This is a genomic window from Rhizobium sp. O111 (genome assembly GCF_055616315.1).
This window is the reverse complement of sequence record NZ_JBSHXL010000001.1, coordinates 3,535,008-3,554,932: the sequence shown is the minus strand read 5'-3', so window position 1 is coordinate 3,554,932 and position 19,925 is coordinate 3,535,008. Positions and strand designations below refer to the sequence as shown.

The following is a 19,925-nucleotide window of genomic DNA, read 5'->3' as shown; positions in this document are numbered from 1 at the left end:
CGGAGACATACCGCGCATGTCGGAAATGATGCACCGCCTGGTCAAACAGGCAGAAGACGGCGTTTACCCGTCTTGCTGCACTGGTCACCCGGGCAATGGAAAACCGGTCGATGCCCGCAAGGGTTCGACGCAGCGATCAGGCTTGTTGGCTCAGGTGGCAAAGATCTTTGCCGCGGGGACTGCAATGGCGTCGATCGCCCAGCCGGTTTTCGCACAGGCGGCGGCAGAGGCTGCCACGTCTCCGCATCTTTTCACCTCCACGCAGGTTGTCGGTTTCTCCGTCGTGATCGGCGTCATCTCGGCAGCCCTTCTTTCCACGCTCTGGGTCGTGCGCCAGCGCGGCAATCTCGAGAGCGAAGGCCGCGAGATCCGCTCCGCGCTATCGGACGCGCAGCAGCGCATTTCGCAGTACCAGGCGCTGATCGCCGACAAGAACCGCCGCATCGTGATCTGGGACGGCGATGAGCGCCCCGAACTGCTGGGACAGCTGCCGGCCGAGACCGGCGCACCACAGGACAATGAATTCCTGGCATTCGGCCTCTGGCTGAAGCCGCGCTCGGCATCGGAACTCGACCGCGCCATCGACGGCCTGCGGCAGTCCGCCAAGAGCTTCGACATCGTCGTCGAGACCCACCGCGAAGAAGTGCTGGAAGCGCAGGGTCGGGTTTCCGGCGGCCGCGCCTTCGTTCGCTTCGTGGCACTGAACAATCTGCGCGCCGAGCTTGCCGAACTGAAGATCGAGCGCGACCGGCTGATGTCGTCGATCTCGGCGTTTCAGGGGCTGCTTGATTCCATCGACCTGCCGGCATGGCAGCGCGATACCGAGGGCCGGCTTACCTGGGTGAACCACGCCTATGGCGCCGCCGTCGACGCCGCATCGCCCGACGAGGCAATCTCCGAGGGCCGTGAAATTCTGACGACCATCGCGCGCGAGCGCATCCGCGCCGTCGCAACGCCGGAATCGCCATTCCACGACAAGATCTCGACCGTCATTCACGGCAACCGCACTTTCCTCGACGTTGTTGATGTGAAGGTTCCGAGCGGTTCGGCCGGCATCGCGGTCGACGTCTCCGGCGTCGAGACCGTTCGCGCCGAGCTGGAGCGGACGCTGAAGAGCCATGCCGAGACGCTCGACCACTTGGCGACGCCAGTCGCGATCTTCGACGGCGACCAGCGCCTGCAGTTCTATAACCAGGCCTTCGTCACGCTGTGGCAGCTCGATATCGCATTCCTCGAGAGCAAGCCTGACAATGCCGAGCTTCTGGAGCGCCTGCGCGCCGCAAAGAAGCTGCCGGACCAGCTGAACTGGAAGACCTGGAAAGAGACCGCGCTTTCGGTCTATCGGGCGCTCGATACGCAATCCGACCTCTGGCACCTGCCGAACGGTCAGACGCTGCGCGTCTTCGCGACCGCGCATCCGCAAGGCGGCGCCACCTGGGTGTTCGAGAACCTGACCGAACAGGTCGATCTCGAGACGCGTTACAACACGCTGGTGAAGGTTCAGGGCGAAACGATCGACCATCTGTCCGAAGGCGTGGCGGTGTTCGGGCCTGACGGGCGCATTCAGCTGTCGAACCCCGCTTTTCGGGCGCTCTGGGGCATTACGGAAGCGGAAGCAAAGCCGGGTACACATATCCGGGCGCTGGGCGATGCCTGCGCGCCATCCTACGACAAGCCCGATGGCTGGAAGACCTTCGCCGAGCTGATCACCAGCTTTGACGACGAGCGTCGCTCGAGCCAGGGAACGCTGGAGCTGTTCTCCGGCCTCGTGCTCGATTACGCCGTCATTCCGCTGCCGAACGCGCAGACGATGCTGACCTTCGTCAACATGACGGATAGCGTTCGCGCCGAACGGGCACTGACGGAAAAGAACGACGCGCTGCGCAAGGCCGATGAGCTGAAGAACGATTTCGTTCAGCACGTGTCCTACGAACTGCGCTCGCCGCTGACCAACATCATCGGCTTCACCGACCTGTTGCGCACGCCGGGGCTTGGCGATCTCAACGAGCGGCAGGCGGAATACATCGACCATATCTCCACCTCCTCGTCGGTCCTGCTGACGCTGGTGAACGACATTCTCGATCTCGCGACCGTCGATGCCGGTATCATGCGGCTGAACTATTCGGAAATCGACCTTGGCGACCTGCTCGACGACGTCTCGATCCAGATCGCCGACCGGCTGCAGGAAAGCGGCGTGACGCTGGAGATCACCGCGCCGGCGCGGCTCGGATCGATCATCGCCGATCCGCAGCGCCTGAAGCAGATCCTAGTCAAGCTTTTGTCCAACGCCGCGAATTTTTCGCCGGAGGGTGCCTCGATATCGCTGGCCTGCCAGCGCGAGGGAACGGACTTCGTCTTCAGCGTGACCGATCAAGGCCCGGGCATCTCGCAAGAGATGATCTCGACCGTCTTCGACCGCTTCGCGACGGGCGCGAAGAGCGGCAAGCGCGGTGGTGCCGGCCTCGGCCTGTCGATCGTCGACAGCTTCGTCAACCTTCATAACGGCCAGGTCGTCATCGACAGCCAGCCGGGCAAGGGAACGACGGTCATTTGCCGGATTCCTTCGGCCAACCTCCCCTCCTACGCCGCCGCCGAATGACGACAAGCGCGCCTGTCATCTCGCTTTTCCTGGAAGACGAGGCAGCGACCGACCGTCTCGGCGAAGATCTGGCGCTGGCGCTGAAGCCGGGCGACTGCCTGGCGCTATCGGGCGACCTCGGCGCCGGCAAGTCCTCGCTGTCGCGCGCGCTGATCCGCGCGATTGCCGACGACGCGGAGCTGGAAGTGCCGAGCCCGACCTTCACGCTCGTGCAATCTTACGAGCTGCGTATTCCCGTCGCGCATTTCGATCTCTACCGGCTGGGCGATGCGGCGGAACTAACCGAGCTCGGCTTCGACGAGGCACTGCAAAGCGGCATCTGTCTGGTCGAATGGCCGGAGATGGCCGAGAGCGAGCTGCCTGATGACCGGATCGTGCTGACGTTGACGCATGAGGGCGCGGGGCGACGGGCGACGATCGCCGCGCCCGAAAAGCAAGCGGCGCGGATCAATCGTGTGCTCGCCATCCGCGCCTTTCTGGCAGAGGCCGGATATCCGCTTGCCAAGCGCCGGTTTCTTACCGGCGACGCATCGCTACGGGCCTATGAGGCGATCTATCCCGACGATGGTGCGCGCCGCATCCTGATGGACTGGCCGCCGCTGCCGGAAGGGCCGCCGGTGCTTGACGGCAAGCCCTACCCGAAGGTGGCGCATATTGCCGAGAACGCCTATCCGTTCGTCGCCATCGCCGACATATTGCGCGAGCGCGGCTTCGCAACGCCGCTGATCCATGACGTCGATTACGAGCAGGGAATCCTGTTGATCGAAGATCTCGGCGTCGATGGGGTTCTCGATGAGAACGGCCAGCCGATCGCCGGTCGCTATCTCGAAAGCGTCGCATGCCTCGCGGCCCTGCATGCGCAGGCGATCCCGCAGGATATCCGCGTCACCGACGGCCACGTGCACCACATCCCGGATTTCGACCGCACCGCCATGAAGATGGAAGTGCGTCTGGTGCTCGACTGGCATCTGCCATGGAAACGCGACGGGGCGCCGGTCACCGATGCGGAGCGCGACGAATATCTGGCGATTTGGGACGCGCTGATCGACCAGCTTGATGCGGCCGAGAAGAACCTGCTGCTGCGGGATTTTCATTCGCCGAATATCATCTGGCGGGAAGACGAGACCGGCGTAAAGCGGGTCGGCCTGATTGATTTCCAGGACGCGATGATCGGGCCGACAGCGTATGATCTCGCCTCGATCGCCCAGGATGCGCGCGTGACCATCGAGCCCGATCTCTTCGACCGGCTGATGGAGCACTATCTATCGCTGCGCCGCGCGCAGGGTGGATTCGACGAGGCGGGTTTCCTGAAAAGCTGGGCGATCATGTCGGCGCAGCGCAACTGCAAGCTGGCCGGCCTATGGGTCCGGCTGATGCGGCGCGACGGAAAACCCGGCTATATGAAGCACATGCCGCGCACGCTCTCCTACTTGAGCGTGGCGCTTCAGCATGAAACGCTTGCCCCCTTGCGCGAGTGGTGCGTAAGGACTGGAATAGTCACCAGCGAATCATAAGTTTCGGACGATATGACCATCAAACAAGCCATGGTGCTGGCTGCCGGTCTCGGCACCCGCATGCGCCCGATTACCGATACGATCCCCAAGCCGCTGGTGAAAATCGACGGCAAGGCGATGATCGACTATGCGCTTGATTCGCTCGCCGAAGCGGGCGTCGAGAAGGCGGTGGTCAACGTCCACCATCACGCCGACCAGATGCTCGACCATCTCAGCCGCTACAAAGCGCTTGAGATCATCATCTCCGACGAACGCGCCGGCTTGATGAACAATGGTGGCGGCCTGGCGAAGGGGTTGAAGCTGCTCGATCGTGGCCCTGTTTTCGTCACCAATGCCGATCTCTTCTGGATCGGCGAGCGGGCGGATCGGCCGAGCAATCTGAGGCGCTTAGCCGGATTCTTCGATGCGGACCGGATGGACATGGCAATGCTGTGCGTCAATCTCGAGGACACGACCGGGCATAACGGCAAGAACGACTTCAACCGCGATGAGGAAGGCCGGCTGAGCCGTCTTCGCGCCGATGGTCCGGACCCCGTGGTCTATGCCGGGGCGATTGCCATGCAGACGGCGTTTCTCGATGATGCGCCTGCCGACGCCTTCAATCTCAACATCTATTTCGACAAGGCGATCGCGCGTGGCCGGCTTTACGGCATGATGCTCGAAGGGCATTGGCTGACCGTCGGCACGCCCGAGGCGATCGGCGACGCGGAAGAGACGATCCGGCGCTACCGGGCGTTGGCATAGGCCATGAGCGAGCGGCACCAGCCCAGGGTTCTGACAATACCGGCAGGGCTGCCCTTTCTCGCGACCCTGGCAGAGACGCTCTGCGACGGACGGCTGACGCCGCTGTTTCGCCATGACCCCGCCGATCCGCTGTCGCTCTCCAAGGTGACGATTTATCTGCCGACGCGGCGCGCCGTGCGCGTGCTTCGCTCGGAGTTCGTCGATCTGCTCGGCGGGCGATCCGCGATCCTGCCCATCATCCGGCCGCTTGGCGAGACGGATGACGATAGCGGCTATTTCGACGAAGCGTTGCCGGCGACGCTCGATCTTGCGCAGCCGCTATCGAACACCGCGCGGCTCCTGGAACTCGCCCGTCTTATTCTCGCCTGGCGCAACAAGCTGCCTGATATCGTGCGCAGCATTCATTCCGATTCGCCGCTCGTCGCGCCCGCCAGCCCGGCCGACGCGATCTGGCTTGCCAGAAACCTGGCCGAGTTGATCGATTCCATCGAGACCGAGGATCGCGACTGGAGCGAACTTGCGACGCTGAGCGCGAGGGATCATGCCCTGTGGTGGCAGCTGACAGCGGAATTCCTGCAGATCGCCAGCGCCTTCTGGCCTGAACGCCTGAACGAGCTTGGCAAGTCCTCGCCGGCGCGGCATCGCAACGCGATCCTGAGAGCTGAAGCCAACCGCATCGCGACGATGCCGGAAAGCGGGCCCATTATTATCGCCGGCTCGACCGGCTCGGTGCCGGCAACGGCCGATCTGATCGCGGCGGTGGCAGCGCGGCGCGAGGGCGTCATCGTGCTGCCCGGTCTCGACGTCGGCATGCCGGATGAGCACTGGCGGATGGTCGCCCCCGATATGGCCGATGCCGCAAGCCGCAGCCATTCGCAATATGGCTTGGCGCAGCTGCTGAAGCGCCTGAGCCTAACGCGCGACGATGTCGCGACACTGGCAAGCGCGCCCGACCCGCTCGCGGTGCGCGCGCAAATCCTCTCGCATGCGCTGTCTCCATCCGAGGCGACCAGCGATTGGAGCCGATGGAAGACAGCGCTTTCGGAGAGCGATATCGCGGCGGCCTTCGCCGATGTGTCGCTGATCGAAGCCGGCAATGAGCGCGAAGAGGCGACGGCGATTGCCATTGCGCTTCGGCTGGCATTGGAGCAGCCGGCCACGGATGGCGAAAGCCGTGCGGCGCTGATTACGCCGGATCGCAACCTCGCCCGCCGCGTCATGGCAGAGCTTTCGCGCTTCGGCATTACTGCCGACGATTCCGCCGGTACGCCGCTTTCGGCGATGCCGCAGGGAACCCTGCTGCAGTTGTTGCTCGAAGCGGCGCTGCGACCCGGCGATCCGGTGGCGATCGTCAGCCTTCTGAAGCATCCACTGGCGCGCTTCGGGCTGGAGCGCGGCTCGCTTTCCGAGGCCGTGGCGGCGCTCGAATTGCTGGCCTTGCGCGGCGGCGTGGCGGAGGTCGATATCAGCGCGCTTGGGCCGCTTCTCGAACACCAGCTTTCGGAGCAGGCGCTCGACCGGCATGCGCCGCATTGGCGCAAGGCCCTTCCCGTCCACGCAATCGATCTGGCGCGCGATCTCGCCCGCCGGGTGGGTGAAGCGACCGAACCGCTCGCTTCCGCTCTCGTGCGCCACGACACCGCTAGCCGCGGCCTGACCACGCGCTTCACGCTCTCCGACTGGGCCGATCGCACCGGCCGTGCCATCGAGGCGGTCGCGCGCGACGAGAAGGGCGATCTCTCCGGGCTTTGGTCCGGCGAGGCAGGCGACACGCTGGCAACCTTGCTTGGCGAGGTGATCGGGACCGACGGCCAGATCGAGGCGGACGGGGCGCAGTGGATCGATATCATGGCAGCGCTCTCGGCCGGACAGGCGGTGAAGCCGCAAGCGCTCAGCCATCCGCGGCTGTTCATCTTCGGCACGTTGGAAGCCCGCCTGCAGAGCGTCGATACACTGATCCTCGGCGGCTTGAACGAGGGGTCGTGGCCGGGCCAGACCGCCAACAATCCCTTCATCTCGCGATCGATGAAGACCGAGATCGGCCTTGAGCCACCGGAGCGCCGTATTGGCCAGCTGGCGCACGACTTCGAGATGGCCAACGGGACGCGGCATCTCGTCTATACCCGCGCACTCCGCAAGGGCTCGACGCCCACCGTCGCCTCGCGCTGGCTGCAGCGGCTGATGGCCTTTTGCGGGAAGAATTTCGAAGCGACGCTTAAGGATCGCGGAGAGCAGTTCGTGCACTGGGCAGGGCTGCTCGACGAAGGGCAGCGGCAAGCGCCGGCGCAGCGACCGAGCCCGACGCCGCCGCGCGAGGTGCAGCCGAAATCCTACTCGTTCAGCGAGGTCGGCCGGCTTCGGCGCGACCCCTATGCGATCTATGCGCGCCGCGTTTTGAAGCTCGACGCCGTCGATGCCTTCAACCGCGACCCCGGGGCTGCCGAGCGTGGGACGCTCTATCACAAGATCATCGACAGGTTCATCCGCGAGGGCAACATCGCCGGTACGCCTGACGGAACGGCGGCGATGGAGCGCATCCTCACCGAGCTGTTCGACATGGAGCAGCTGCCGGCGCATATCGATGCCGTCTGGCGGCCGCGTTTTCGCGAGGTGGCGCGCTCGTTCCTCGCCTGGGAAGCGGAGCGGCGGCCTGGGCTCCAACGCACGCTGACCGAAGTGCGCGGCGCCATGCAGCTCGAGCAGGTCGATATCCGGCTCAGCGGCGTTGCCGACCGGATCGATATCACCGGGCCGCACGCCGCCGATCTGATCGACTACAAGACGGGCTACAACCCCTCGCCCGCGCAGGCGCGCGCGCTGCTTGATCCGCAGCTGGCGCTGGAGGCCGAGGTGCTGAAGGCCGGCGGGTTCATGGATGCGGGCAAGCTGGTGCCGCAGGATCTGCTTTATGTACGGCTGCGGCCGGGAAGCCGGTTCCAGGTCGATACCGTCAACAATGAATTCTCGGCGCGCAGCGACAAGGCGAAGTCGGCGATTGAGCTTGCCGGTGATTCGATCGATCAGCTGGTGAAATTCGTGGCACTGCTGCAATCCGGCGAGAAGGGTTTCACCTCGCGGCTCATTCCCGCACAGCAATTCGAGTTCGGCGGCGATTACGATCATCTCGCCCGCGTCTCGGAATGGTCGACGGCCGAAAGCGATGAGGCCAGCAATGATGAGTGACGAAACGGCACTGCCTGAGGGCGACGACCCTTACGACTGGACCAGCTGGACGACGGTGCAGCAATCGATCGCATCCGACCCACGCCGATCGGCCTGGGTTTCGGCCAATGCTGGATCGGGCAAGACGCACGTCCTGACACAACGGGTGATCCGGCTGCTGCTATCCGGCGCCCGGCCCTCGGCGATCCTGTGCCTGACCTATACGAAGGCCGCCGCCTCCGAAATGTCGAACCGCGTGTTCGATCGGCTGGCCGAATGGGCCGTGCTCTCGGACGATGAGCTCCGCAAGCGCATTGCCCAGATCGAGGGAACGCCGCCTGACTTCCTTAAGCTCGCGGAGGCGCGCAGGCTTTTCGCCAAGGCGCTGGAGACGCCCGGCGGGCTGAAGATCCAGACCATCCACGCCTTTTGCGAAGCGCTGCTGCACCAGTTTCCGCTGGAAGCGAACGTGGCAGGACACTTTTCCGTGCTCGACGACCGCGCAGCCGCGACACTGCTTGCGGACGCGCGGCGCTCGCTGCTGACGGCGACGACGCCCGAGGAAGACAAGGCGCTCGCGGATGCCTTCTCCTATGTTCTGAACCTCGGCGACGAATCCGGGCTGGAAACGCTGCTTGGCGAGATCGTTGCCAACCGCAATGCGATCAAGGCATTCACCCAGGCCGCTGAGCAGAATGGTGGTCTCGACAACGTGTTGCGCGCAGAGCTTGGCCTTTCAGAGGGTGACACCGAGCTTGCGATCGCCGGGCAATACTGGCCGCTGCCCGGTTTGGCCGGCGGCACGCTCAGCCTTTATCTGGAGCTCGCGGACAGCAAGGGCGGCGCCAAGGCGCAGGACGTGGCCTCCGCGCTGAAGAGCGTGGTGCGGGAAACGGATATCCTTCGCCGGATTCCAACGCTCGAAAAGATCTTTCTCACCGCAAAGGGCGAACCGAAGACGGACGGACAGTTTTTCGTGAAGGCGATGCTCGTCCAGGCGCCAGAGCTTGCCGAGGCCATTGCCGCGGCGCGTGCGCATGTGGTCTCCTGCCGCGACCGGCTGAAGATCGTGCGGATGTTCGATGCCACGCGCGCTGCCCTCGTGCTCGCCGACAGACTCAATCGCGACTACGACGACCTCAAGAAGCAGCGAAGCCAGCTCGACTTCGAGGATCTGATCACCCGCACCGCCGATCTTCTGAACAAGAGCGATGTCGGGCCATGGATTCACTACAAGCTGGACCAGGGTATCGACCACATTCTCGTCGACGAGGCGCAGGATACCAGCCCGATCCAATGGAGCGTGATCCAATCGCTGGCGGAGGATTTCTTCTCCGGCGAAAGCGCGCGCGACGTGGTGCGCACACTGTTTGCCGTGGGCGACGAGAAGCAGTCGATCTATTCGTTTCAGGGTGCGCGGCCCGAACGTTTCTCGGAAGAAAGCCGGCGCACGCGGCAGCGCGTTTCGCAGAGCGGCCGGGATTTCTCCTCGGTTCGACTGCCGCTCTCTTTCCGATCGACCTCCGACGTGCTTGCCGCCGTCGACCACATCTTCACGCCGCCCGACAATGCGCGCGGACTGAGCGCCGGCGGCGAGCCGGTGGTGCATCGCTCCAACCGTATCGGCCACCCCGGCGCCGTCGACCTCTGGGAGATGATCGCGCCGGAGGTCGCGATCAAGGACGAGGACTGGACGGCGCCGTTCGATGCGACGCCGGAAAGCGCACCCGCCGCCATTCTGGCGCGCCGCATGGCGCACACGATCGACATGATGGTCGGCAAGAAGACGATCATCGAGAAGGGCAAGGAGCGGCTGATCGAGGCCGGCGACATTCTTGTTCTCGTGCGAAAGCGCGATGCCTTCGTCAACGCGCTCACGCGTGCTTTGAAGCGGCGCGGCAATATTCCGGTTGCGGGTGCTGACCGGCTGCGGCTCACCAGCCACATCGCGATCCAGGACCTGGTCGCGCTCGGCCGCTTTCTGCTCTTGCCGGAAGACGACCTTTCGCTGGCCGCCGTCATGAAGAGCCCGCTCTTTAATCTCAACGAAGACGACATCTTCGCGGTGGCGGCGCTCCGTGGCGACGGACAAAGCGTGTGGGCGCATCTGCAGGCCTATGCGGCGGATGGCAATGAGCGCCTTGGCGCTGTCGTCAAGCGGTTGCAGCTGTTTCTCGAGGAATCGAAAAGCCTTCCGGTTCACGACTTTTACGCCCGGGTGCTTGGTGTTCATGGCGGGCGGCGGCAGTTTCTGGCGCGGCTGGGGACCGAGGCGAGCGATATTCTGGACGAGTTTCTCACCTTCACGCTCGACCATGAGACCGCTGCACTGCCCGGCCTGCAGTCATTCATCTCGACGCTTGAGCTCGAGGCGCCCGTCGTCAAGCGCGAGCAGGACAAGGGCCGCAACGAGGTCCGGATCATGACCGTGCACGCCTCGAAGGGGCTTGAGGCGCCGATCGTGTTTCTGGTGGATGGCGGCTCGAAGGCGTTCACGCATTCGCATATGCCGAAGCTGCGGCTGCTGGAGCAAAGCGGCGAGCGGCCACCGCTGCCGGTCTGGGTGCCGCTCGGCGATCTCAGCAATTCGCTGACGCAGGCCGACGCCGCGCGCATCCAAGTGCAGGCGGAAGAGGAATATCGCCGGCTTCTCTACGTGGCGATGACGCGCGCGGCCGACCAGTTGATTGTCTGCGGCTACAGGGGCGTGCGGCTGAACACCGACACCTGGCATGCGATGATAACGGCTGCGATGGACGACAGCCATCCGCATGTCGAAGCAGCCACTTTCTCCGGGCCCGACGGAGACTGGCAGGGCGTCGAATGGCGCGTGCCGACGATGGAGCGGATGTTCGAGCGTGCCGACCACGTCGAGCAGACTGCTGCCCGCGACGCCTTGCCATTCGACCTCAATCGCCCGCTGCCGCCGCAGAAGAAGCTCCCTCGCCCGCTTAGCCCTTCCGGAGCCGGAACGATCATCGACGAGGAAGCCGACAATCTTCTGGTGGCTTCACCGCTGTTTACCGACACGCCGAAATCCGACCGGGCGCTGCAGAAAGGCCGGCTTTTGCACCGGATGCTGCAGACCTTGCCCGAGATACCGCTGGCAGAGCGCGCGGACGCGGCAAGGCGCTATGCCGAGCGCGCCGCCCGTTTCTGGCCGCAGGATGAGCGCGACAGGCTGATCGATTCGGTTCTGAAACTATTGGACGTACCGGATCTGCAGCCGGTGTTCGAGGCCCATGCACAGGCCGAAGTGTCGATCATGGGGACGCTTACGCTGGACGGGCGCGACTATGCCGTTTCGGGTCGTGTCGACCGGCTTGCGGTGCTCGATGACCGCGTCGTCATCCTCGATTACAAGACCAATCGCGTGCCGCCGGAGACGACTGCAGCCGTTCCCTTCGCGCATCGGGCGCAGCTTGCCATCTACCAGACGATCATGGCGCCGCTCTATCCCGGCAAGCGGATCGACTGCGTGCTCGTCTACACCGAGAACGGCTCCGTGCACACGCTGACGCCCAAGGCCATGGCATTGGCGCTTGCACAGCTCAAAACAAAGTGAAATACCGGTCATTGAAATCCCGCCGGCGCACCATCACATGTGCTTCAACAGGAATCCTTTAAAGGAGCGGCCTTATGGCTACCGTGAAAGTCGATATCAATAATTTCCAGGCTGAAGTTCTGGAATCCGCAGAACCCGTCGTTGTCGATTTCTGGGCTGAATGGTGCGGCCCGTGCAAGATGATCGCTCCGAGCCTCGAAGAACTCGCTGTCGAGTTCCAGGGCAAGGTGAAGGTTGCCAAGCTCAACATCGACGAAAATCCTGAGCTTGCCGCCCAGTTCGGCGTGCGCTCGATCCCGACGCTTGCCATGTTCAAGGCCGGCGAAGTTGCCGACATCAAGGTTGGCGCTGCTCCGAAGACCGCTCTTTCGAGCTGGATCTCCAGCGCGGCCTGATTTTTCAGGACAATAGAATGAAAAAAGCCCGGTCGATGCCGGGCTTTTTTTTCATTTGGGGGGTGTGCCGTTGTCGGCAAGGACGTCGCCGACAAGATAGAGCGATCCGCCAATCAGGATGCGTGGCGGCTGTTCCCGCTCGAAGGCGGTGTCCCGGATGGCTTCCAGCGCTTCGCCGACCGTGGACATCGGTTCAGCGACGAGACCGGCGTCATAGGCGGCGTTGGCGAGGATGACAGGGTCGATCATCGCGTCGCTGCCGCGAATGGGCACGCAATAGACCTTTTCCGCCAGGCCCTTGAAGGCGTTGAAATAGCCGATCGGGTCCTTGGTGTTGATCATGCCGATGATCAGAAACAGCGGGCGCGGCTGCTTTTCCTCGAAATTGGCCATGGCTTCGGCGATGACTTCGCCGGCACCGGGATTATGGCCGCCGTCGACCCATATTTCGGCGCCTGAGGGAGCGCTCGCCATCAGATTGCCATCGCTCAGCTTCTGCAGGCGGCCGGGCCATTCGACCGACGCCATCGCCTTCTCCATCATCGCTTCGGTGACGGTGAAGCCCGCGGCCTTTACGGCGCGGATGGCGGCGGCGGCGTTGGCATATTGGTGGCGGCCGGGGAGCCTCGGCAGCGGCAGGTCGGCGAGGCCGAATTCGTCCTGATAGACAAGCCGGCCATATTCCTCATGCGCGATGAAATCCTGGCCGAAGGCGGCGGTCGGACAACCGAGACGCTCCGCGGTGGAGATCAGCACGTCGAGCGCTGCATCATATTCCTGCTTGCCGATGACGACGGGCCGCTTGCGCTTCATGATGCCGGCCTTTTCGGCGGCGATCAGTTCGACGCTGTCGCCGAGATAGGGCTGGTGATCGAGCGAGATCGGCATGATGACGGATACCGCCGGATCGGAAATGACGTTGGTGGCATCGAAACGACCGCCGAGGCCGACCTCGATAATGGCCGCGTCGGCAGGATGTTCGGAGAAGAGGATGAAGGTGACCGCCGTCAGGATTTCGAAGACGGTAATCTTCTGGCCCGCATTGGCGGCGGCGACACGGCGCAGCGCATCGGCAAAAACCGCGTCATCGACGAGCTTTCCGCGACCGCCCTCGACGCCGATGCGATAGCGTTCGTGCCAATTGACGAGATGCGGCGAGGTGTGGACGTGGGCGCTATAGCCTCCCGCTTCCAGAAGCGCGCGGCAGAAGGCGGTGACGGAGCCCTTGCCATTGGTGCCCGCCACATGGATGACCGGCGGCAGCTTCTTTTGCGGATCGCCGAGAACGGCAAGCAGGCGGGTAATGCGATCCAGTGACAGATCGAAGCCCTTGGGATGCAATCCCATGAGCTTATCGATTTCCCGTGCTGCTTCGCTCACCGCGGTCTGACCTCTGGGTATCATCGCTCAACCCGCCTGTGATGTTTGCGGTCAGGCGCTTGCGGCGATCGCAAGCGTGCCGTTGTTTTCGTTGGCAACGGCAGCCGGCTTCTTCGTCAGGATCTTCAGGACACGCGCGAGCGTATCGGGAATGTCATGGCGCTTGACGACCATGTCGACCATGCCGTGCTCAAGCAGGTATTCCGACGTCTGGAAGCCTTCCGGCAGCTTTTCGCGGATGGTCTGCTCGATGACGCGCTTGCCGGCAAAGCAGATTTCGGCGCCAGGCTCGGCCATGTGGATATCGCCGAGCATGGCGTAGGAGGCGGTGACGCCGCCGGTCGTCGGGTTTGTCAGCACGACGATGTAGGGCTGGCCGGCTTCCTTCAGCATGTCGACGGCAACGGTGGTGCGCGGCAGCTGCATCAGCGACAGAATGCCTTCCTGCATGCGAGCGCCGCCAGATGCCGGGAACATGACCAGCGGGCACTTCTCCGCGATGGCGCGCTCGAATGCCTTGACGATCGCTTCGCCGGCAGCAATGCCGAGCGAGCCGCCCATGAAGTTGAACTCATGCACGACGGCAACGAGCTTCAGGCCGCGAACCTTGCCGACACCGGCAACGATCGTGTCTTCCTGGTCGGTCTTGATACGGCTATCGCGCAGGCGATCCGTATACTTCTTGGAATCGCGGAACTTCAGCGGATCCTGTGCGACCTTCGGCTGGATCAGCGCTTCATAGGCACCGTCGTCGAAGAGATCGGTGAGACGAGCCTTGGCCGGCATCTTCATGTGATAGCCGGAAGCCGGGATGACCCACTTGTTGTCTTCGAGATCCTTATGGAAGACCATTTCGCCCGTTTCCGGGCACTTGATCCAGAGGTTCTCCGGCACTTCGCGGCGGCCCAGCATGGAATTGATGCGGGGGCGAACGTAGTTGGTGATCCAGTTCAAGTCGAAAACTCCTGATTAACTCTTGCCAATGTGGGAAAACTATTCGGCAGCAACAAGGCGCGCCGAACGTGTTCCCGATGACAGCCCGCGAACGAGCGTTGCGACAGCCTGTACGGTATCGGCTGTCGCCTTGCCGTCCTTGGTCAGGCTGAGGGCTACCTGATTGACGATTGCCGTGCCGACGACGACGCCATCGGCAGACGCGCCGATAACCTTTGCGTGGTCGGCCGTCTTGACGCCGAAGCCGACGCAGACAGGCAGATCGGTGTGGTTCTTGATGCGCTTGACGGCGCCGGCGACCAGCGTCGGATCCGGCAGCGCCGAGCCGGTGATACCGTTCATCGAGACATAATAGACGAAGCCGGACGTGTTCTTCAGAACGACCGGCAGGCGCTTTTCATCGGTGGTCGGGGTGGCGAGCCGAATGAAATTGATGCCCTTGCGCAGCGCCGGGATGCAGAGCTCGTCGTCCATTTCCGGCGGCAGGTCGACGACGATCAGGCCATCGATGCCGGCTTCCAGCGCGTCGTCGAGAAACTGTTCGACGCCGTGGACGTAGATCGGGTTGTAGTAGCCCATCAGGACGATCGGCGTGTCGTTATCGGTCTTGCGGAAGTCGGCTGCGAGCTGCAGCGTCTTCTTCAACGTCTGACCGGCCTTCAGCGCACGCTGGCCGGCCATCTGGATCGCCGGGCCATCGGCCATCGGATCGGAGAAGGGCATGCCGAGCTCGATGATATCGGAGCCCGCTTCCGGCAGCGCCTTCATGATGCCGAGCGAGGTGTCGTAATCGGGGTCGCCGCCCATGAAATAGGTGACCAGCGCCGGGCGGCCTTCTGCCTTCAGAGCGGCAAAGCGTTTGTCCATACGTGCGGTCATGACTTATGCACCCATTCCCAGAATCTTGCCGACGGTGAAGATGTCCTTGTCGCCGCGACCGGACAGGTTCATCAGGATGATCTCGTCCTTGCCCATCTTCGGCGCGCGCTTGATGACTTCGGCCAGAGCGTGAGAGGGCTCGAGCGCCGGGATGATCCCTTCAAGGCGCGTCAGCGTCTGGAAGGCTTCGAGCGCTTCGTGGTCCATGATCGGCACATATTCGACGCGCCCGATATCGTTCAGGTAGGAGTGCTCAGGGCCGATACCGGGATAATCGAGACCGGCCGAAATCGAGTGGCCTTCCTTGATCTGGCCGTCGCTATCTTGCAGCAGATAGGTGCGGTTGCCGTGAAGAACGCCCGGCGAGCCCGCGGTGATCGAGGCGCAATGCTCGTCGCCCTGAAGGCCCTTGCCGCCGGCTTCGACGCCGACGATCTTGACGCTGGCATCATCGAGGAAGGAATGGAAGATGCCGATCGCGTTCGAGCCGCCACCGACGGCCGCAACCACGAGATCCGGCAGGCGGCCTTCGGCTTCGAGCATCTGCTCCTTGGCTTCCGCGCCGATGACGGCTTGGAAATCGCGGACCATCTCCGGATAGGGATGCGGACCGGCGGCCGTGCCGATCAGGTAATAGGTGTCGTCGACATTGGTGACCCAGTCGCGCAGCGCCTCGTTCATGGCATCTTTGAGCGTCCCGTGACCGGCGGTGACCGGCTTCACTTCGGCGCCCAGGAGCTTCATGCGGAACACGTTCGGCGCTTGGCGCTCGACATCGGTCGCGCCCATATAGACGACGCAGGGGAGACCGAAACGGGCGGCAACGGTTGCCGAGGCAACGCCGTGCTGGCCGGCACCGGTTTCGGCGATAATGCGGGTCTTGCCCATGCGCTTGGCAAGAAGGATCTGGCCGATGCAGTTGTTGATCTTGTGCGAGCCGGTGTGGTTCAGCTCTTCGCGCTTGAAATAGATCTTGGCGCCGCCGAGTTCGGCGGTCAGGCGCTCGGCGAAATAGAGCGGGCTCGGGCGGCCGATATAATGGGCGCCGAGATGCTTCAACTCTGCCTGGAATTCCGGATCGGTCTTGGCCTTGTCCCACTCGTCCTGCAGTTCCAGGATCAGCGGCATCAGCGTTTCGGCGACAAAGCGGCCGCCATAAATGCCGAAACGGCCATCCTCATCGGGACCGGAGCGGAATGAATTGGGTTTTGGGGTCTCGTTCACTATCAACTCCCTGAGGCCATTTCAGGCCGGCAAGCCTGCTCGACCGCATCGAAAAACTCATCAATCAGTGCGACGCTTTTCACGCCGGGCGCGCTTTCCAGGCCCGAGGACGCATCGAGCCCCGGCGCCTTGGTGATGGCAAGGGCTTCGGCGATGTTGTCCTTGTTCAGGCCACCGGAAAGCATGTAATCCACGGTGCCGTCAAGCCAGCTGAGCAGCGTCCAGTCGAAGGACACGCCATTGCCGCCCGGCAATTCGGATCCCTTCGGCGGCTTCGCGTCGAAGAGGAAACGATCGGCGATACCAATATAGGCCTCGACGCGCTTCAGATCATCGGCGGTGCGGATCGAAAACGCCTTCATGACAGGCAAAGCGTACACGGCCTTTATGGTCAAAACGCGCTCGGGGCTTTCATCACCGTGAAGCTGGAGAATATCCGGCCTCAAGGTGGCAACAATCTCGTCGAGATCGTCATTGGTCGGATTGACCACCACGGCAACGATCTTGGCGCGGCCGCGCACCCGGTCGGCCAGCTTGGCGGCATCGTCGGGCTCGATGTAGCGCGGGCTCTTTTCGAAGAAGATGAAGCCGATATGGGTCGCGCCGCGCGTCACCGCGCGATCGATCGCTTCGGCCGTTTTGAGGCCGCAGATTTTGATATCCGGTTTCATGGCAGCGAAGTGACACGAAAAAGGCCGTGAGTCGAGCCAATTCCGAGTGCTGCGATATTTTGAACCGCGGTTTGTTGGCGGGGGCTGATCAGTCGAAGTCGATCGCGTGCAGCAGGCTGCCGTGCCGCTTCAGCCAGGATTTCGCATCTTCCATCCCAGGGCAGAGCTTCTTGCACAGCGCCCAGAAGTGAGGACCGTGGTTCATCTCCTTGAGGTGAGCGACTTCGTGGGCGGCGAGATAATCGACGACTGCGGGCGGCGCCATGATGATGCGCCAGGAAAAGCTGAGGTTTCCCTCGGCCGAACAGGAGCCCCAGCGGCTGCGCGTATCCTTCATCGAGATCGACTTGATCGGCGCCCGGATCGAATGTGCATGGAACTTTGCGAGCCGCTCGAGATCGGTCCGTGCTTCCTTCTTGAGAAACGTCGCGATGCGGCGGCCGAGATGCTCCGGCATGCCGCTCACCCGCAGCACCGGCTTGCCATCGACGACCGTCGCCTCGGTCAGTCCGCGCAGGCTGCCGGTATGGTGAATGCGATGGGACACGCCGCGAAACAGGATCGTGCCGCCATCATGAAGGCCGGTATCGGTCGAGAATTTCGCGAGCTTGGTCATGAGCCAGCCCTGGTGCCGGTCGAGGAAGGCATCGACATCGCGTCGTGCCAAGCCGCTCGGGATCGTCATTTTCAGGGCGCGGCCACCGGGCTCGATGCGCAGCGTGATGCGGGTTGCGCGCTCGTGCTGCTTGATCGTCAGCGGCATCAGCCGTCCGGCAACGTCGAGCGTGCGCGTCTCCGGCGGAGCCGGTTTGCGGACACTGCGTCGTGGCTTGGACAAGAGCGGGAACATCGGCATTTTCTATATGATTCGTCGCAATTCCGGTCAAAGAAAAACCGGCACCTAATGGTGCCGGCTGATGTTTTGATGCCGATCGCGGTTACGGCGCCTGATATTCGGCCACCGGGCCGTTATCGTCGCGCCTGGTGTTCTTGCGATCGCGCATGTAGCGGTCGAACTCGTCCTGGTCCTTGGCGCGGCGGAGCTCGCGCACATAGGTTTCGAAATCCTCGCGCATTTCATCGAGCTTGCGGCGTTCTTCCTCGAGCCTGTCGAGCTCGGCCTTGCGCCAATCGTCGAAGGCGACATTGCCCGTTGAGAAGTGCGGGCGATAGCGGCCATGCGAACGTCGGCAGCCGGCGAAGAATCCATCGGCGGCACTGTTGGCGTCGCGCTTGAAGCCGCGCAGACGCTCCCCGAAGATGATGTAGGCGAGCATGGCGAGACCCAGAGGCCAGAAAACCACGAAGCCGAGGATCATCAGGGCAATGGTAGCCGGAGTCCAATCCGGGCGAAGCAATGCTGACTGGTTCATCGTGCGGTATCCTCGCATTTTCGCGCCCGGCGAAATGCCGAACGCTGGAAATCGATGTGGTTACCGTTTGACACCGCTTCAAGACGATCTCCGCCCAAATCGGACAAGGCCTTGAAAGCACAACACTAATTCAGATGATGCTAAATCAGGTCGATTTACCGCCCTTGATCACACGCTTGACCGCAGGCTTTCCGGCGCGACCATGCTCGCGGACGAAGTTGATGATGCGCGGCGCGATCTCGCGGCGGAAGCGCGAGCCGTTGAAGACGCCGTAGTGGCCGACATCCGGCTGCAGGTAGTGCATGCGCATGTGATCGGGGATGTTGGTGCAGATGGTCTGCGCGGCCTTGGTCTGACCGACGCCCGAGATGTCGTCGTTCTCGCCCTCGACGGTCAGAAGGGCCACGTTGCGGATCGCCGTGGGGTCGACCAGCTTGCCGCGATGCTCAAGTTCGCCCTTCGGAAGCGCGTGCTTGATGAAGACCTGATCGACGGTCTGCAGATAGAACTCGGCGGTCAGATCCATGACGGCGAGATATTCGTCATAGAAGTCGCGATGCTTCTCGGCCGGCTCGCCGTCGTTCTTCACCAGGTGCATGAAGAACTCCTTATGGGCGACCAGATGCCGGTCGAGGTTCATCGACATGAAGCCGGAGAGCTGCAGGAAGCCGGGATAGACCGGCCGCATGAAGCCCGGCTGCGGCCAGGGAACGTTCATGATCACGTTTTCGGCGAACCATTCCAGCGGCTTGTCCTTGGCCAGCTGGTTGACGGCGGTCGGATTGATGCGGGTGTCGATCGGGCCGCCCATCAGCGTCATAGACGCCGGCGCCAGCGGATCGTTGGCCTCTTCCATGACGGCTGCGGCAGCAAGCACCGGCACGGAGGGCTGACAGACCGCGATCACGTGCGTGTCCGGCCCGAGGAAGTGCAGCATCTCGATGACGTAGTCGACGTAATCGTTGAAATCGAAGGTCCCGTCGGTCATCGGCACCATGCGGGCGTCGATCCAATCGGTGATGTAGACATCCGCGCTCGGCAGCAACGCTTCGACCGTGCCGCGCAGCAGCGTCGCATAGTGCCCGGACATGGGGGCGACGATCAGGATGCGTGGATCGGGAGCGTGAGCGGCCGGCAGGTTGCGGGCGAAATGCAGCAGATTGCAGAAGGGCCGCGCCCAGACGACCTCTTCTCGAACAGCGACCTTCTTGTCGCCGACGACAGTCTCGGGCAGATCGAAGGACGGCTTGCCGTAGCGGCGCGTCGTGCGCTCGAACATCTCGAGTGCTGCGGCCATTGTCCGGCCCCAAGGGGTTTGGGACAGCGGATTGAGCGGGTTGGCATAAGCAAGCCGCATGATATCGGCCACGGCGCGGTAAGGCGCCATCGCGGCATGATTCATTTCATAAAGCTGGTAAAACATGAGATGCATCACCTTTCTTTCATCTGGAAGATGACGCCTGCT

Annotated in this window: 14 protein-coding genes; 6 read left to right on the top strand and 8 right to left on the bottom strand. The window is 63.1% G+C overall.

Annotation, left to right across the window (positions count from 1 at the left end):
- The first annotated feature begins 184 nt into the window (after positions 1-184).
- The 6 genes from ACVTFQ_RS17710 to trxA all read left to right on the top strand — a co-directional run bounded on the left by ACVTFQ_RS17710 (position 185) and on the right by trxA (position 11,979).
- On the top strand, positions 185-2,599 hold the full coding sequence (locus tag ACVTFQ_RS17710) for a PAS domain-containing sensor histidine kinase (RefSeq protein ID WP_409527909.1): 2,415 nt from the start codon (positions 185-187) through the stop codon (positions 2,597-2,599).
- Positions 2,596-4,113, top strand: a complete 1,518-nt coding sequence (gene tsaE, locus ACVTFQ_RS17705) for a tRNA (adenosine(37)-N6)-threonylcarbamoyltransferase complex ATPase subunit type 1 TsaE (protein ID WP_111562749.1) — start codon at positions 2,596-2,598, stop codon at positions 4,111-4,113. The genes ACVTFQ_RS17710 and tsaE overlap by 4 nt, the downstream gene beginning before the upstream one ends.
- 12 nt (positions 4,114-4,125) lie before the next feature.
- Positions 4,126-4,857, top strand: coding sequence for a nucleotidyltransferase family protein (locus tag ACVTFQ_RS17700; protein WP_111562748.1), 732 nt, complete (start codon positions 4,126-4,128; stop codon positions 4,855-4,857).
- Positions 4,858-4,860: 3 nt separating this feature from the next.
- Positions 4,861-8,040, top strand: a complete 3,180-nt coding sequence (gene addB, locus ACVTFQ_RS17695) for a double-strand break repair protein AddB (protein ID WP_111562747.1) — start codon at positions 4,861-4,863, stop codon at positions 8,038-8,040.
- Positions 8,033-11,584, top strand: a complete 3,552-nt coding sequence (gene addA, locus ACVTFQ_RS17690) for a double-strand break repair helicase AddA (protein ID WP_112436402.1) — start codon at positions 8,033-8,035, stop codon at positions 11,582-11,584. The genes addB and addA overlap by 8 nt, the downstream gene beginning before the upstream one ends.
- Before the next feature lie 74 nt (positions 11,585-11,658).
- Positions 11,659-11,979: a thioredoxin gene (gene trxA, locus ACVTFQ_RS17685; RefSeq protein ID WP_018901140.1), complete on the top strand. Its 321-nt coding sequence runs from the start codon at positions 11,659-11,661 to the stop codon at positions 11,977-11,979.
- A gap of 51 nt (positions 11,980-12,030) precedes the next feature.
- Here trxA and ACVTFQ_RS17680 read toward each other — a convergent pair whose 3' ends face one another.
- The 8 genes from ACVTFQ_RS17680 to ACVTFQ_RS17645 form a co-directional block, all read right to left on the bottom strand.
- On the bottom strand, positions 12,031-13,383 hold the full coding sequence (locus ACVTFQ_RS17680; RefSeq protein ID WP_111562746.1) for a bifunctional folylpolyglutamate synthase/dihydrofolate synthase: 1,353 nt from the start codon (positions 13,381-13,383) through the stop codon (positions 12,031-12,033).
- Positions 13,384-13,410: 27 nt separating this feature from the next.
- Positions 13,411-14,313 carry an acetyl-CoA carboxylase, carboxyltransferase subunit beta gene (gene accD / locus ACVTFQ_RS17675; RefSeq protein WP_112436382.1) on the bottom strand — a complete coding sequence of 301 codons (903 nt, stop codon included), beginning with the start codon at positions 14,311-14,313 and terminating at the stop codon, positions 13,411-13,413.
- A 39-nt stretch (positions 14,314-14,352) separates the two neighbouring features.
- Positions 14,353-15,192: a tryptophan synthase subunit alpha gene (gene trpA, locus ACVTFQ_RS17670; protein ID WP_047509147.1), complete on the bottom strand. Its 840-nt coding sequence runs from the start codon at positions 15,190-15,192 to the stop codon at positions 14,353-14,355.
- A gap of 3 nt (positions 15,193-15,195) precedes the next feature.
- Positions 15,196-16,416 carry a tryptophan synthase subunit beta gene (trpB, locus tag ACVTFQ_RS17665; RefSeq protein WP_111562744.1) on the bottom strand — a complete coding sequence of 407 codons (1,221 nt, stop codon included), beginning with the start codon at positions 16,414-16,416 and terminating at the stop codon, positions 15,196-15,198.
- Between the two features lie 2 nt (positions 16,417-16,418).
- Positions 16,419-17,087 (bottom strand): phosphoribosylanthranilate isomerase, encoded by a 669-nt coding sequence (locus ACVTFQ_RS17660; RefSeq protein WP_018901135.1) that lies wholly within the window; start codon positions 17,085-17,087, stop codon positions 16,419-16,421.
- Positions 17,088-17,175: 88 nt separating this feature from the next.
- Entirely contained in the window at positions 17,176-17,937 is a 762-nt protein-coding gene (locus tag ACVTFQ_RS17655) for a M48 family metallopeptidase (RefSeq protein ID WP_111562780.1), read from the bottom strand.
- A gap of 88 nt (positions 17,938-18,025) precedes the next feature.
- Positions 18,026-18,460, bottom strand: a complete 435-nt coding sequence (locus tag ACVTFQ_RS17650; RefSeq protein ID WP_018901133.1) for a DUF2852 domain-containing protein — start codon at positions 18,458-18,460, stop codon at positions 18,026-18,028.
- Between the two features lie 145 nt (positions 18,461-18,605).
- Positions 18,606-19,883, bottom strand: a complete 1,278-nt coding sequence (locus tag ACVTFQ_RS17645) for a polyhydroxyalkanoate depolymerase (protein WP_111562779.1) — start codon at positions 19,881-19,883, stop codon at positions 18,606-18,608.
- Positions 19,884-19,925: the final 42 nt, after the last annotated feature.